Here is a 14,093-nt window from a genome sequence, read left to right on the forward strand (position 1 = left end):
AGGTCAGATGTGGTGGGACCGGTCGGGCGTCCCGACTTGCGCGGCAAGTGTGGAAGGTCGAAGGCCGTACGACTCAGGCTGACCCCATGCCCACACGCCCTACTCCCCCCGCACGCCCCACACCCCTCATGCGCCGCGCCCGCCCCCGTGTCCGCGTCCGTCTGCTCGCCGCCGCGCTGACCGCGGTGGCGGCGCTCGCCCTCACCGCGTGCCACGACGGCCAGGGCCTGCGCGACGAGGGCCCGTCGAGCTCCAGCACCCTGAAGGGGTCCGGCATCCTGCCGGGGACCGGCCCCTATGGCGTCGAAGAGGCTCCCGCCCGGTTCCACGCGGAACCGCCGAGCGGGAACTCGTAGTCGGGCCGCCCGTTCTCGCCGCTCGTGCGGAACGGCTTCCCCTCGTCGTCGATCGTCAGCGTGCCGTGCCGTGAACCGCTGGACCAGGTCAGCTCCAGGTACCAGCGCACGTCGTACGCGGAGGCGTCGGCCGTGACGTAGTAGGCCTCCGGGTCGGCCTCGCTCACCTTGAACGGGAAGTCCTTGTGCCCCGCCTCGGGCACCAGCGCCGGCCGCGCCGCGTCGAGGGCGACGGAGAAGGAGCGGGTCGGCATACCGCCACCGCAGCCGACGCCCGGGTAACCCATGGCGTAGTCGTTCCAGGCGAGCGGCGCGGCCTTGGCGACGGTCCGGACCGTCAGACTCTCCACCACGACGGTCTCGTCACCGGTCCCCTGCACGGTGATCTGCAGAAACTGCTCGCCCGCCGACACCGCGCCGTGATGGGCCACCCACGCGGGCGCGTCCTGCTCGACGGGCGGCGGCGCGACCTGCCCCGGCCTCCGCTCGATCAGGTAGTGCTGGCTACAGGGGTCGATCCAGGCGTACGGGTGGGTGGTGACCGTCAGCGGGACGGGGTCGTCGGCCCGGGCACCCGCGCCCGGCACGGGGGAGGAAACGGCGGCGGAGGCCGCAGGGGACGCCTCCCCGGAGGCCGAGGCCGAGGCCGACGGCGTGACGGAGGCGGACACCGAGGCGGAGGCGGATACCGACGACGAGGACGTGACCTCCGCTCCTCGCCCCTGCACGGACGCCCCGGCTCCCGCCGCACGCCCACCATCACCGTCGCCTGACCCGCCGCCCGGCAGGGTCAGGGCGAGCGCCAGGGTGACAGAACCGAGGGCGGCCACGGCACCGACACCGGCGAGGACCAGGGACCGGCGGCCACGACGCCTGCCCCCGCCCACGACACCTTCAGGCTCCACACGGTCGGCCCCCACACGGTCGGCACCCGCACCCTCGGCACCCGCACCGTCGGCACCCGCGGCAACCGCTCCTGCGGCAACCGTCTCCGCAACGCCCTCCCCGGCAACGGCGGCAGCAGCCTCCACAGCGACGGCATCCACCACCCCGGCATCAGCCGGCCCGGCCACAGCCGCAGCTGTCTCAGCCGCACCAGCCGCTTCCGCCGGCCCCGCCTTCCTCCCCCGCACCGCATCCGCCAGCACCCACCGCCGGTGCAGTTCGACGAGTTCCTCAGGCGACGCCTTGCAGAGCCGGGCCAGCCGCTCCACGGGCGCGTAGTCCGTGGGGACGGCGTCCCCGTTGCAGTAGCGGTGCAGCGTCGACGTACTCATGTGGAGCCGTTTCGAGAGCGTCCCGTAGCTGAGCCCGGACCGCTCCTTCAACTCCCGCAGCAGCTCCGCGAACTCGGTCGCAGACACCGTTCCTCCACTCCCCGTGTCCCATCCCCGCGTTCCAGGGATGGCAAGTTTCCCGAGGTCAGACCCATTGCCGGCATTCCAGCGTCCCTGATCGTCCGCCGGTCGTGGCGGTCGGGACGGGTCCCCCCACAAGCTTTGGCCATCCAAGCACGTCGCTTCAACCCGGCTTTCCGGAAGAGGACTTCACCATGCGTATCCGCCGCACCCGTCACCTGCTCGCCCTCACCGCCCTGACCGCCCTCGCGCTGACGGCGTGCGGTAACGGGTCGGGCGTCCAGGACCAGGGCGCGTCGCAGCCCGCGTCGTCGTCGACGACGGCCACCGCACAGCCGACGAAGCCCGGCACCGTGTCCGGCTCCACGTCCGGCTCGACTTCGGGATCGAACGCGAAGCCCGTCGGTACCTCCTCGAACCCGGCGAAGGACACCACAGGCTCGACCGGCAACGGCACCGGCAAGAGCACGGGCAAGAGCACCGGAACCGGCACCGACAGCACCGGGACCCGCGTCCTCTGCAACGGCTCGAACACCAAGGTCACCGCCCAGCCGGTGCCCCGCCCGCTCAACCACATGCTGATCACGGTGACCAACACCGGCAGCAAACTGTGTGACCTTACCTACTGGCCGGTCCTGCGCTTCGACCAGATGCAGTGGGCACCGCAGGCCGCCGAGGAGACCCAGCCGCAGGCGGTGACGAGTCTCGCACCCGGTGAGTCCGGCTACGCGGGCGTCCTGCTGTCGGCCGCCGACGGCAGCGGCGACGGCGGCATGACGGCGAAGAAGCTGACGATCGCCTTCCAGGGCTACACCCCGAACAGCGCCGGCGGCGCCTCGGCGACGCCTGCCCTGCCCGCCAAGGGCGTCTACTACGACAGCTCGCTGGCGGTGACGTACTGGCAGCAGGACAGGGACGACGCGCTCAACTGGTAGGCACCGGCACCGGCCGGGGGCTGAACTACCTCAGCTTCTGGGCCACTTCGGTGGCCCAGTAGGTGAGGATGTTCCGCGCCCCGGCCCGCTTGATGCCGGTCAGCGTCTCGAGGATCGCCCGGTCGCGGTCGATCCAGCCCTTCTCGGCGGCGGCCTCGATCATCGAGTACTCGCCGGAGATCTGGTAGGCGGCGACCGGCACGTCCACGGCGTCGGCGACCCGGGCCAGGATGTCCAGGTAGGGGCCGGCCGGCTTCACCATGACCATGTCGGCGCCCTCCTCCAGGTCGAGCGCCAGCTCGCGCAGCGACTCACGGAGGTTGGCGGGGTCCTGCTGATACGTCTTCCGGTCGCCCTTCAGCGAGGACCCGACGGCCTCCCGGAAGGGCCCGTAGAACGCGGAGGAGTACTTGACGGTGTAGGCGAGGATCGAGACGTCCTCCCGCCCGATCTGGTCGAGGGCGTCTCGGATGACCCCGATCTGCCCGTCCATCATCCCGCTGGGTCCGACGACGTGGGCGCCGGCGTCGGCCTGGACCTGCGCCATCTCGGCATACCGCTCCAGGGTGGCGTCGTTGTCGACCCGCCCTTCCTCGTCCAGTACGCCGCAGTGCCCGTGATCGATCGTCTCGTCCAGGCACAGGTCGGACATGACGAGCAGGTCGTCCCCGACCTCGGCCCGTACGTCCCGGATGGCGACCTGGAGGATCCCGTCCGGATCCGTGCCCGGCGTCCCGAGGGCGTCCTTCTTCGACTCCTCGGGCACGCCGAACAGCATGATCCCGGAGACTCCGGCCTCCACGGCCTCCAGCGCGGCCTTCTTCAGGCTGTCCCGGGTGTGCTGCACGACCCCGGGCATGGCCTGGACCGGCACCGGCTCGCTCACGCCCTCCCGCACGAACGCGGGCAGGATGAAGTCGGCCGGATGCAGCCGGGTCTCCGCGACCATGCGCCGCATCACGGGGGTGGTGCGCAGCCGCCGGGGACGCGTACCTGGAAAGGATCCGTACTTCGTCATACGCCCTACGCTACGCCCGGCCCGCGCCCCCTCTTGCCGACGCCGAGTCGGCCCCCTGATCCTGCCCGCCCGGGACGAGGCGCAGGCCGGCCTCCGGCGCGAACTCACCCACCTCGAACGCGGCGTCACGCCAGTTGACGCACAGGTCCAGCAGCCGGTCGGTGTCCTGGGACCAGGGCGGCGTCTGACAGGGGACGGCAGGGAACAGCACGGCCGTTGCGAGTCTGACCGCCATCAGCGCGGCACCGGCGTGGGGCTCCAGGCCGACCTCCGCACCCACCCGCTTCAGGGTCTCGAGGTCCTCGGCCGCTTCGAGAAGGACTCGGTACACGCGCGCGTAGGCAGAGTGGGTCATGTCGTCGGGCATGGGCTGCTTCCTCGGGAGTAGTGGGAGCCGGGGGAAGGTCCGCGGCTGCGTAGGGGCTCAGACAGTGCGGACCGGCGACTCCGGGAACGTCGGCGCACTGCGCGCACGGCACTCGCGACAGCACTTGTCGGGCGCCGACTCCCGGAAGACACGCGTACAGCCGCCCTCGCAGTCCGTCCAGGGATCCGACCAGGGGTCCGGCCGGTCCGACGCGGTGGCGGTCGGCGGGGTACCGGGAAGATCCACGTAGGGCAAGAGCACCGGCAGAGGCGGCGGGAGGCCTTCCCGGAGCCGGTGGGCGAGGAACCCGGCGGGAGACTTCAGAAGGACGGGAACGTCGGCGGTCATGGCGTGGATCACGGCGGCCCGGGAGACGCCATTCTCCAACCAGGCGACGACGGCGGGGGCGAGGCTCTCCACGTCTTTCCGGGAGAGCGTGAGGCGGTCGTCGATGCGGCGCAGGCCCGCGAGCAGGGCGAAGGCCTTGTCGCGGTGCTCGCTGCTGGACGGTCTCTGGTCAAGGGATTCGACGGGTTCGGACGATTCGGAGGCTCCGAGCCGTTCGGACGGCGGCGTCGGAGCCTCTTCGGGGACGGTGTCGCATGCCGCCTCGACCACTACGGCTTCCGCGACCACGACCGGCGCGACCGGAGTGACGCAGGCGACGACGGCGGCAGGAGCGACCGGCGCGTCCCGTACCTCGGTCGCCTCCGCCTGCCTCCGGGTGAGCGCCGGGGCGTTGTGCGCGTACGTCCGCGTGACGAAACGGCCCCCCTCCGTGCGCTCGCGCACCCGCTCCAGATAGCCGTGCGCCTCCAGCTCCCGCAGCCCGAACGCGATGCGGTCCCGCCCTTCGGGGAAGCGGTCGGCGAGACTGCGGATGTCGACGGGGGCGCCCTGCGGCAGTGACAGGACGTGGACGGCCAGTCCGATCGCGACCAGGGACAACGCCCGGTGCTGGGCGAGGTGGTTGCCGATGATCGTGTAGTGGCTCGACTGGTACGCACGTACGTGGGTGACACCGGAGTGGGTGGCACTGCGCCGAACGCCCGGTGCCGGGCACAGGGCAGGGATAGTCTTAGTCACAGCCATGGGGAAGGTACTGCTTCCTCGTTGGTCAGGCCCTCGCACTGGGATTGCCGTCCCGGCGGGGGCCGATGCATGTGTGGGTTCGTTCAGGCCGAGCGTGCACGGCAGAACCTCGCACGCGCCAGTCACAACGGTCCGTTTCACCCGCCCGAGTGACAAACACGGGGTTTGGTTTGGTTGGAAGGGTTTTTTCCCAGGTTTCTTTGGTCTTTTACCGCCCACAGCACCGGCCTTCACCCCACCGGGTCCCGTGTTTCCGGACTCCGGTCCGGAGTTCACCGGCCCGGGTCGAAATCCAGTTCCGCCCACACGGTCTTGCACGGCACCGGCCCGCACCGAACACCCCACCGGTCGGCCAGCTCCTCGACGAGCAGCAGACCGTAGCCGGACTCCGCGGGGGCCTCGGCGGCCACTCGCGTCCGGCTGGGCAAGTGATCACCCCGGGTGTCGGCGACCTCGATGCGCAAGGTCCCTGGCGCGGCGACGGAGAGCACGAGGCGGAAGCTCCGGCCAGGGACACGGCCGTGCAGGACGGCGTTCGCGGCGAGTTCGGCGACGACGAGCCGGGCGGGGTCCAACGGCACACCCCAGGAGCTGAGTTGCTCGGCCGCAAGCAGGCGGGCGAGTCGAGCGCCACGCCGGGTCGCGGAGAGCGGTACGGAGAACTGGTGGAGCGGAAAGCGCACAGTTTGATGATTCACGTCACTCAGCGTGTCCATGCATACGTAACCTGTGAAGGAAGGCGGCCCGTGCGGACGTTGTCTGTCCGTGTGGCGTCCGGTTCCGTCCGGGCCGTACGGGGTGACGGGGCGCAGGCATCCGGGGTTGGACCGAAAAGGGCGCGGCGGGAGGACGGCGGACGTGAGCGAGTGGGGCGCGGGACCGGAGGTCGACGAGGAAGCCGGGGCAGTCGTGAGAACCGTCCAGCGGCAGCTGAAGCTGTGGCGGGAGTCGGCCGGCCTCACCCAGGCCGAGTTCGGCGCGGCCATCGGTTACGGCGAGGAACAGGTCTCCTCCGTGGAACGGGGCCGGCGCATCCCCCGCCCCGAGTACCTGGACCGCGCGGACGAGGTCCTCTCGGCGGGCGGCCGGATCGCGGCGCTGAAGGACGACCTGGCGGAGGTCCGGTACCCGAAAAAGGTCCGGGACCTGAAGAAACTGGAGGCGGACGCGGTCGAGCTGGGCGCTTACAACAACTCGGTCATTCATGGGTTGTTGCAGACCGAGGAGTACATTCGAGCATCGGTCGCCACCCGTCGCCCTCCGTTCTCTGACGACGAGCTTGAGCAACACGTGGCAGCCCGCCTGGCTCGACAGGGCATCGTCGGCGGGCAGGCGCCACTGCGTGTCTTCAGCTTCGTGCAGTGCGAATCGACGTTACGCCGTCCCATCGGCGGCAGAATGGTGATGCGCAGGCAGCTCGAACACCTGCTGAACGTGGGCCGGTTGAGCAACGTTGACCTACAAGTGCTGCCGTTGGAACGCGAGGACAACGCCGGCTTGGCCGGGTCGTTCAGACTGCTCAGGTTGCGGGACGGAAGCACTGTGGGGCACAACGAGGTCCAGCTCATTAGCCGGGTGATCACCGACCCCAAGGAGGTTCAGATCCTGGACATTCGCTATGGGATCATCCGGGCACAGGCTCTCGCCCCTCGGGAGTCGCTGGCCTTCATCGAGACAGTGCTGGGAGAGACATGATCCGCAAGCCTGCAAGGGAAGACGGACCGGCTCTGGAGTGGATAAAGAGCAGTTACAGCACGCCTGACGGTCCCGACTGCGTAGAAGTGGCCTTGGCCCCCGCCCGCATCCTGGTCCGCGACTCCAAGCACCCCCAGGGCCCTCGGCTCACCCTGGCCCCCACCACCTGGGCGGCCTTCCTGCCGTACGCGTCGAGCCGCTGAAGGGCGCATCGGCTGGGCTCCTGCTCGACCGCCCCGGACGGGAACTCACCCGAACGCTCACGCGAGGGTCTCCGCCCTCTCCTCCTCGGTGCGGCTCGTAGAAGACGGGGACGGTCGCCCCGTCGTCGACGGCCTGCGTGATGGAAGACCTCGGTGTCTTCGTATCGCTTCTGCTCGTGAGAACGCCCCGCCGTCTCCGGCGGAGACGGCGGGGCGCACAAGGTCTTGCTGGTGGCGCGGGTCCGGCACGGACGCGGCCGGGGGTCAGGTCGCCCGCCTCCGCCGCGCGCCAGGGCGCCGCTCGCTCGGGCGGCTGACCGGGTCCCCGGCCTCCTGTGCCGCCGCCCGCCGGCGCAGCCCGAAGTCGGCCAGTGCCTCGGCCAGCTTGAGCGCTGACGGCTCGGGCGCCATGACGTCGACCCGCAGCCCGTGCTCCTCGGCCGTCTTCGCCGTGGCGGGACCGATGCACGCGATGACGGTCACGTTGTGCGGCTTGCCCGCGATACCCACCAGGTTCCGCACGGTGGACGACGACGTGAACAGCACGGCGTCGAAGCCGCCGCCCTTGATCGCCTCCCGGGTCTCGGCCGGGGGCGGCGAGGCACGCACGGTCCGGTAGGCGGTGACGTCGTCGACCTCCCAGCCCAGCTCGATGAGCCCGGCCACCAGGGTCTCGGTGGCGATGTCGGCGCGCGGCAGGAACACCCGGTCGATCGGGTCGAAGACCGGGTCGTAGGGCGGCCAGTCCTCAAGGAGCCCGGCGGCCGACTGCTCGCCGCTCGGCACGAGATCCGGCTTCACACCGAAGGCGACCAGTGCCTTCGCCGTCTGCTCGCCCACCGCGGCGACCTTGATCCCCGCGAAGGCACGCGCGTCGAGCCCGTACTCCTCGAACTTCTCGCGCACCGCCTTGACGGCGTTCACCGAGGTGAAGGCGATCCACTCGTAGCGGCCCGTCACCAGGCCCTTGACCGCCCGCTCCATCTGCTGGGGCGTGCGCGGCGGCTCGACGGCGATCGTCGGCACCTCGTGCGGCACGGCACCGTACGACCGCAGCTGGTCGGAGAGCGACACCGCCTGTTCCTTCGTACGCGGCACGAGCACCTTCCAGCCGAACAGCGGCTTGGACTCGAACCACGACAGCTGGTCGCGCTGGGCGGGGGCGGAACGCTCACCGACCACGGCTATCACCGGCCGGCCGCCCTCCGGGGAGGGCAGCACCTTCGCCTGCTTCAGCGTCTGCGCGATCGTTCCGAGGGTCGCCGTCCACGTCCGCTGCCGGGTCGTCGTACCGGCCACCGTGACCGTCATCGGCGTATCGGGCTTGCGCCCCGCCGACACCAGTTCACCGGCGGCCGAGGCGACGGAGTCGAGGGTCGTCGACACGACGACCGTGCCGTCGGACGCCCCGACCTCGGTCCAGCAGCGGTCCGAAGCCGTGCGCGCGTCGACGAACCGGACGTCCGCGCCCTGCGCGTCCCGCAGCGGCACACCGGCGTACGCGGGTACACCGACGGCGGTCGCCACACCGGGTACGACCTCGAAGGGAACGCCGGCCGCCGCGCACGCGAGCATTTCCGCGGCCGCGTACGTATCAAGTCCCGGGTCCCCGGAGACCGCACGGACGACCCGCCTGCCGCCCCGCGCGGCCTCCATGACAAGATGTGCGGCATCGCGCACAGCGGGTACCTCAGCGGTTGTTGACTTGCCGTCAACGACCGTCGCGAGGGGCGCGCCCGTGCCTGGAAGAGGGTCCGACCAAGGACCCGCTTCCGCGTTCACGACGGCGACGCCCGGCCTCGCGTGCGTCCGTACGACGTCGAGCACCTCGTGCTCGGCGACGAGGACGTCCGCGTGTGTCAGTGCCTCGACGGCGCGCAGAGTCAGTAGTCCCGGATCCCCGGGTCCGGCACCCAGGAAGGTGACGTGCCCGTGTTCAGGACCAGCGGCTGGAAGGGTGGTGGGGCTCACTGTGATCGCTCCCCCATCAGACCGGCCGCGCCCTGGGCAAGCATCTCGGCGGCGAGTTCGCGACCGAGCGCCATTGCCCCGTCGTGTGTCTCGGGCACGGGACCGGTGGTGGACAGCTGCACCGTGCGCGTGCCGTCGGTCGTGCCGACGACGCCACGCAGGCGCATTTCGTTGACAATCTGCCCGTCGGCCCGGGGGTCCCACCGCTCGAGCGGAGCCGAGAGTGGGGGAAGGTCGGCCAGCGCGCCCACAGGGGCGGAGCAACCGGCCTCCAGGGCGGCGAGCAGGGACCGTTCGGCGGTCACGGCGACCCGCGTGAACGGGTCGTCGAGCTCACCGAGTGCGGCGATCAGTGACGCGTTGCCCGCGGCACACTCGATCGCCAGTGCTCCCTGGCCGGGAGCGGGCAGAACCGTGTCTATCGACAGGAAGTCGGTGACCTCGTCGATGCGGCCGATACGGCTGAGGCCGGCCGCTGCCAGCACCACCGCGTCCAGCTCGCCGTCGTGCACGTATCCGATCCGCGTGTCGACGTTCCCGCGGATCGGCACCGTCCGTATGTCCAGCCCGTGGCTGCGCGCGTACGCGTTCAGCTGCGCCGTGCGGCGCGGCGAACCCGTACCGATGCGCGCCCCGCGCGGCAGGTCGGTGAACTTCAGCGCGTCCCGGGCGACGATCACGTCGCGGGGGTCCTCGCGCACCGGTACGGCGGCCAGGACCAGGTCCTCGGGCTGCGTGGTCGGGAGGTCCTTCAGCGAGTGAACCGCGAAGTCGACCTCGCCCTTGGCCAGCGCGTCCCGCAGCGCGGTCACGAAGACTCCCGTGCCGCCGATCTGCGCGAGGTGCTCGCGGGAGACATCACCGTAGGTGGTGATCTCGACGAGCTCCACGGGCCGTCCGGTCACCTTGCTCACGGCGTCCGCGACCTGCCCGGACTGGGCCATGGCGAGTCTGCTTCGCCTCGTCCCCAGTCTCAGTGCCTTACTCATGCCGCTCATGCCGGCCCTCGGTTCTCTGCGTTCTTCTCGGTGCTTTCCTCGGCCCGTGACACGGCGGCCACCGCCTCCGGGTCGAGGTCGAACAGGGTCCGCAGCGCGTCCGCGTACCCGGCGCCGCCGGGCTCGGCCGCGAGCTGTTTGACCCGTACGGTCGGCGCGTGCAGCAGCTTGTCGACGACCCGTTTCACGGTCTGGGTGATCTCGGCGCGGTGCTTGTCGTCCAGGCCGGGCAGCCGCCCGTCGAGCCGGGCGATCTCGGTGGCCACGACGTCGGCGGCCATGGTGCGCAGGGCGACCACGGTCGGTGTGATGTGCGCGGCCCGCTGCGCGGCGCCGAACGCGGCCACCTCGTCGGCGACGATCCGCCGCACCAGGTCGACGTCGGCGGCCATCGGCGCGTCGGCCGAGGCCTCCGCCAGCGACTCGATGTCCACCAGCCGCACCCCGGCGAGCCGGTGCGCGGCCGCGTCGACGTCCCGCGGCATCGCCAGGTCGAGCAGGAAGAGGACCGGCTCGGGCCGGACGGGCGGGGCGACCGGCTCGGGCCGCCGGCGCTCGGGGATGCGTCCGACGGTGGCGGCGAGCGCGGCGAGCGCGGTGATCAGCTCGGCGTCGGTCTCGGGGCTGCGGCGGGCGGTCGGCCGGCGGTCCACGCCTGCGTTGTCGACCCAGGCGGCGTGCTGCTCCAGCGTCGCCGCGTCCATGCCGGCGACGGCGGCCTCCCCCAGCACGGAGAACCCGGACTGCTGCTGGACCGCTGCCGACTGCTGCACGGCGGGCTGCTCCACGGCGGCCAGGTCGAGGGGGCAGTTCTCGTCGGTGCCGACGGAGGTGGGCGGCAGCGGCCGTATGTCCGTCCGCGCGGCCTCCTCGGCGAAGGCGACGGGTGCTCCGGTGCGGTCCTCGACCGCCGTCGCGACCGACTCCGCCGTCAGCACCAGGCCCGTCGCCCCGGTACAGGAGACGGCGACATCGGCACGTGTCAGCTCGGCCGGCACCGACTCCATCGGTACCGCGCGGGCCGACACGTGCGTGCCGTCGGCCTCGGTCAGTATCTGGGCGAGCCGCTCGGCCCGGTCGGCGGTGCGGTTGGCGACGACGATCTCGGCGACCCCGGCTCGCGCGAGGGTGGCGGCGGCCAGCGAGGACATCGAACCGGCGCCGATGACCAGCGCCTTCTTGCCCCGCGCCCACTCGGCCACGTCCCCGCCCGCGGCCAGCTGCTCCAGGCCGAAGGTGACCAGGGACTGCCCGGCGCGGTCGATGCCGGTCTCGGAATGGGCGCGCTTGCCGACCCGCAGCGCCTGCTGGAACAGGTCGTTCAGCAGCCGTCCGGCGGTGTGCAGCTCCTGCGCCCGGGCCAGCGCGTCCTTGATCTGCCCGAGGACCTGGCCCTCGCCGACGACCATGGAGTCGAGACCGCAGGCCACCGAGAACAAGTGGTGGACGGCGCGGTCCTCGTAGTGCACGTAGAGGTAGGGGGTGAGCTCATCGAGCCCGACCCCGCTGTGCTGGGCGAGCAGCGTGGACAGCTCGGCGACGCCCGCGTGGAACTTGTCCACGTCGGCGTACAGCTCGATCCGGTTGCAGGTGGCGAGCACGGCGGCCTCGGCGGCCGGTTCGGCGGCGACCGTGTCCTGAAGCAGCTTGAGCTGGGCGTCCGTGGACAGCGAGGCCCGCTCCAGCACGCTCACGGGGGCACTGCGGTGGCTCAGCCCGACGACGAGGAGACTCATGCCGGCATCACGGCGGGTACGTCCCCGTCGGGTCCCTGGTCGGTGGAGTCGGCGCGGCGGGGCGGGGCCGCAACGGCGCTCTCGTTCGCCGCGGCCTCCTCGCCGGCCTTGCGCTGCTCGTGGAAGGCGAGGATCTGCAGCTCGATGGAGAGATCGACCTTGCGCACGTCGACGCCGTCCGGGACGGTCAGCACGGTCGGCGCGAAGTTCAGGATGGACGTGACGCCGGCGGCCACGAGCCGGTCGCAGACCTGCTGGGCGACGCCCGGCGGGGTGGTGATGACACCGATGGAGACGCCGTTGTCGGAGATGATCTTCTCCAGGCCGTCGCTGTGCTGGACGGCGATCCCGGCGACCTGCTTCCCGGCCATCGTGGGATCGGCGTCGATGAGCGCCGCGACCCGGAAGCCGCGCGAGGCGAACCCGCCGTAGTTGGCCAGGGCGGCGCCGAGGTTACCGATGCCGACGATCACGACGGGCCAGTCCTGGGTGAGCCCGAGCTCACGGGAGATCTGGTAGACGAGATACTCGACGTCGTAGCCGACCCCGCGCGTTCCGTAGGAACCCAGGTAGGAGAAATCCTTGCGCAGCTTCGCGGAGTTGACCCCCGCGGCGGCCGCGAGCTCCTCGGAGGAGACCGTGGGCACCGAGCGCTCCGACAGTCCGGTCAGCGCGCGGAGGTACAGCGGAAGGCGGGCGACGGTGGCCTCGGGAATCCCTCGGCTACGGGTCGCCGGTCGGTGAGTTCGGCCAGTTGCCACGGTGCTCCTGCGGGTAGAGCGGGGCTGTAGGCGGTCACACGTACCCGGACCGCCCCGTCGACAGCAGGCTATGTCTTTGTGAACGCGTGCACAAAGATGGTGTCCGATTTGCCCGGCCAACGTGACCGGGGTCACGCACATCATTCCAGGGGGCAAAACCGCCACTCTCCTCGCGAATCCCGCCCCCGAGACAAAACCGCCATCGATCCTAAGCGACCTTCAGTACAACCTTGTACTTCTCGGCCGGTTCCGTCGGTTCCTATCCGGCCAGCTCTTTGCGCAGGCGACCCTCGTCCACCCGCCAGAAGGTGTGCTGCCTGCCGTCGACCAGCACGACCGGGATCTGCTCCCAGTACCGGTCGTACAGCTCCTGGTCGTCGGCGATGTCCTTCTGCTCCCAGGGCACCCCCAGTTCCCCGCAGACCCGCTCGATCACCCGCTCCGCGTCGTCGCAGAGATGACAACCGGACTTGCGGATGAGAGTGACCGACCGCTCGCCCGAGGCGGCCTTACGTCCAAAGAGGGGAGTCATACCGCCATTCTCGCGCTTCTTTCACGGGGCGGTCGCGGAGAGTTCACACCCTTCGAACCTCGCGGCTCCGGAACCGCCGAACGGAATGGCTATGCTCACGCCATGGCCGCTCTAGGATGGCTCACTCCCCGTAGGCGCTCCGCCACGGCGCGGAGCGTGTTGGCAGGCGAGGCCTCGGCGGAGGCAGCCCGCAAGTCCACCCAGGAAGCCCTGGGCTCCCAGGAGACCCTGGCAACCCTGGACACTTCCGACCGGGAACCGCAGTTCCCCGTGCACGGCGACGCGCTGGCCGCCGCCTTCTTCGACCTCGACAACACCGTCATGCAGGGCGCCGCGCTCTTCCACTTCGGTCGTGGCCTGCACAAACGCAAGTTCTTCGAGACCCGCGACCTGGTCCGCTTCGCCTGGCAGCAGGCGTGGTTCCGGCTCGCCGGCGTCGAGGACCCCGAGCACATGCAGGAGGCCCGCGACTCGGCCCTCTCCATCGTGCAGGGCCACCGCGTCTCCGAGCTGATGTCGATCGGCGAGGAGATCTACGACGAGTACATGGCCGAGCGGATCTGGCCGGGCACCCGCGCCCTCGCCCAGGCGCACCTGGACGCGGGCCAGAAGGTGTGGCTGGTCACGGCGGCCCCGGTGGAGATCGCCCAGGTGATCGCCCGCCGCCTCGGCCTCACCGGCGCGCTGGGCACCGTCGCCGAATCGGTCGAGGGCGTCTACACGGGCAAGCTGGTCGGCGAGCCCCTGCACGGCCCCGCGAAGGCGGAGGCGGTACGCGCGCTGGCGGCGGCGGAGAACCTGGACCTCTCCCGCTGCGCCGCCTACAGCGACTCCCACAACGACATCCCGATGCTCTCCCTCGTCGGCCACCCCTACGCCATCAACCCCGACGCCAAGCTGCGCAGGCACGCGCACCACCTGGACTGGCGGCTGCGCGACTACCGCACGGGCCGCAAGGCGGCGAAGGTCGGCATCCCGGCGGCGGCGGGCGTGGGCGCGGTGGCCGGCGGCACGGCGGCGGCGATCGCGCTGCACCGACGGCGGCGGTGACGAGGGCGCGGGGTCATGGAC

15 protein-coding genes are annotated in these 14,093 nt (G+C 71.1%); 5 read left to right on the forward strand and 10 right to left on the reverse strand.

Features of this window, described 5'->3' with window-relative positions; translation table 11 throughout:
• Nucleotides 1–86 precede the first annotated feature (86 nt).
• Nucleotides 87–356 carry a hypothetical protein gene (locus tag ACFWBB_RS38280; RefSeq protein WP_385282522.1) on the forward strand — a complete coding sequence of 90 codons (270 nt, stop codon included), beginning with the start codon at nucleotides 87–89 and terminating at the stop codon, nucleotides 354–356.
• Here ACFWBB_RS38280 and ACFWBB_RS38285 read toward each other — a convergent pair.
• Entirely contained in the window at nucleotides 296–1,720 is a 1,425-nt protein-coding gene (locus ACFWBB_RS38285; RefSeq protein ID WP_385282525.1) for a helix-turn-helix domain-containing protein, read from the reverse strand. The two genes, ACFWBB_RS38280 and ACFWBB_RS38285, sit on opposite strands and share 61 nt — an antisense overlap.
• 188 nt (nucleotides 1,721–1,908) lie before the next feature.
• Here ACFWBB_RS38285 and ACFWBB_RS38290 point away from each other — a divergent pair, with 188 nt between their 5' ends.
• Nucleotides 1,909–2,649: a DUF4232 domain-containing protein gene (locus ACFWBB_RS38290; protein WP_385282528.1), complete on the forward strand. Its 741-nt coding sequence runs from the start codon at nucleotides 1,909–1,911 to the stop codon at nucleotides 2,647–2,649.
• A 25-nt stretch (nucleotides 2,650–2,674) separates the two neighbouring features.
• Here ACFWBB_RS38290 and hemB read toward each other — a convergent pair whose 3' ends face one another.
• The 4 genes from hemB to ACFWBB_RS38310 form a co-directional block, all read right to left on the reverse strand.
• Nucleotides 2,675–3,667, reverse strand: coding sequence for a porphobilinogen synthase (gene hemB, locus ACFWBB_RS38295; protein WP_385282531.1), 993 nt, complete (start codon nucleotides 3,665–3,667; stop codon nucleotides 2,675–2,677).
• Nucleotides 3,668–3,677: 10 nt separating this feature from the next.
• On the reverse strand, nucleotides 3,678–4,034 hold the full coding sequence (locus ACFWBB_RS38300; protein WP_385282534.1) for a hypothetical protein: 357 nt from the start codon (nucleotides 4,032–4,034) through the stop codon (nucleotides 3,678–3,680).
• A 57-nt stretch (nucleotides 4,035–4,091) separates the two neighbouring features.
• A complete protein-coding gene (locus ACFWBB_RS38305) occupies nucleotides 4,092–5,126 on the reverse strand; it encodes a helix-turn-helix domain-containing protein (protein WP_385282537.1) in 1,035 nt (344 codons plus the stop codon).
• Between the two features lie 272 nt (nucleotides 5,127–5,398).
• Entirely contained in the window at nucleotides 5,399–5,842 is a 444-nt protein-coding gene (locus ACFWBB_RS38310; RefSeq protein ID WP_385282540.1) for an ATP-binding protein, read from the reverse strand.
• A gap of 142 nt (nucleotides 5,843–5,984) precedes the next feature.
• Between ACFWBB_RS38310 and ACFWBB_RS38315 the strand changes: the two genes are divergently transcribed.
• Together ACFWBB_RS38315 and ACFWBB_RS38320 are read left to right on the forward strand one after the other, a co-directional pair.
• Nucleotides 5,985–6,821, forward strand: a complete 837-nt coding sequence (locus ACFWBB_RS38315) for a helix-turn-helix transcriptional regulator (RefSeq protein ID WP_385282543.1) — start codon at nucleotides 5,985–5,987, stop codon at nucleotides 6,819–6,821.
• Nucleotides 6,818–7,024, forward strand: a complete 207-nt coding sequence (locus tag ACFWBB_RS38320) for a DUF397 domain-containing protein (protein WP_385282546.1) — start codon at nucleotides 6,818–6,820, stop codon at nucleotides 7,022–7,024. The genes ACFWBB_RS38315 and ACFWBB_RS38320 overlap by 4 nt, the downstream gene beginning before the upstream one ends.
• A 264-nt stretch (nucleotides 7,025–7,288) precedes the next feature.
• On the opposite strand, the gene ACFWBB_RS38325 is transcribed toward ACFWBB_RS38320, so the two are convergent.
• The 5 genes from ACFWBB_RS38325 to ACFWBB_RS38345 form a co-directional block, all read right to left on the reverse strand.
• Nucleotides 7,289–8,995 (reverse strand): uroporphyrinogen-III synthase, encoded by a 1,707-nt coding sequence (locus ACFWBB_RS38325; protein WP_385282549.1) that lies wholly within the window; start codon nucleotides 8,993–8,995, stop codon nucleotides 7,289–7,291.
• Nucleotides 8,992–9,984: a hydroxymethylbilane synthase gene (hemC, locus tag ACFWBB_RS38330; protein ID WP_385282552.1), complete on the reverse strand. Its 993-nt coding sequence runs from the start codon at nucleotides 9,982–9,984 to the stop codon at nucleotides 8,992–8,994. Before hemC ends, ACFWBB_RS38325 begins: the two co-directional genes overlap by 4 nt.
• A 5-nt stretch (nucleotides 9,985–9,989) precedes the next feature.
• A complete protein-coding gene (locus ACFWBB_RS38335) occupies nucleotides 9,990–11,729 on the reverse strand; it encodes a glutamyl-tRNA reductase (protein WP_385282555.1) in 1,740 nt (579 codons plus the stop codon).
• Entirely contained in the window at nucleotides 11,726–12,490 is a 765-nt protein-coding gene (locus ACFWBB_RS38340) for a redox-sensing transcriptional repressor Rex (protein ID WP_385282558.1), read from the reverse strand. The genes ACFWBB_RS38335 and ACFWBB_RS38340 overlap by 4 nt, the downstream gene beginning before the upstream one ends.
• Before the next feature lie 259 nt (nucleotides 12,491–12,749).
• Nucleotides 12,750–13,022 (reverse strand): glutaredoxin family protein, encoded by a 273-nt coding sequence (locus ACFWBB_RS38345; protein ID WP_385282561.1) that lies wholly within the window; start codon nucleotides 13,020–13,022, stop codon nucleotides 12,750–12,752.
• A gap of 102 nt (nucleotides 13,023–13,124) precedes the next feature.
• On the opposite strand from ACFWBB_RS38345, the gene ACFWBB_RS38350 reads away from it, so the two are divergent.
• Nucleotides 13,125–14,072 (forward strand): HAD family hydrolase, encoded by a 948-nt coding sequence (locus ACFWBB_RS38350; RefSeq protein ID WP_385282564.1) that lies wholly within the window; start codon nucleotides 13,125–13,127, stop codon nucleotides 14,070–14,072.
• Nucleotides 14,073–14,093 lie beyond the last annotated feature (21 nt).

This window comes from Streptomyces sp. NPDC060000 (assembly GCF_042737375.1).
Classification (GTDB): Bacteria; Actinomycetota; Actinomycetes; order Streptomycetales; family Streptomycetaceae; genus Streptomyces.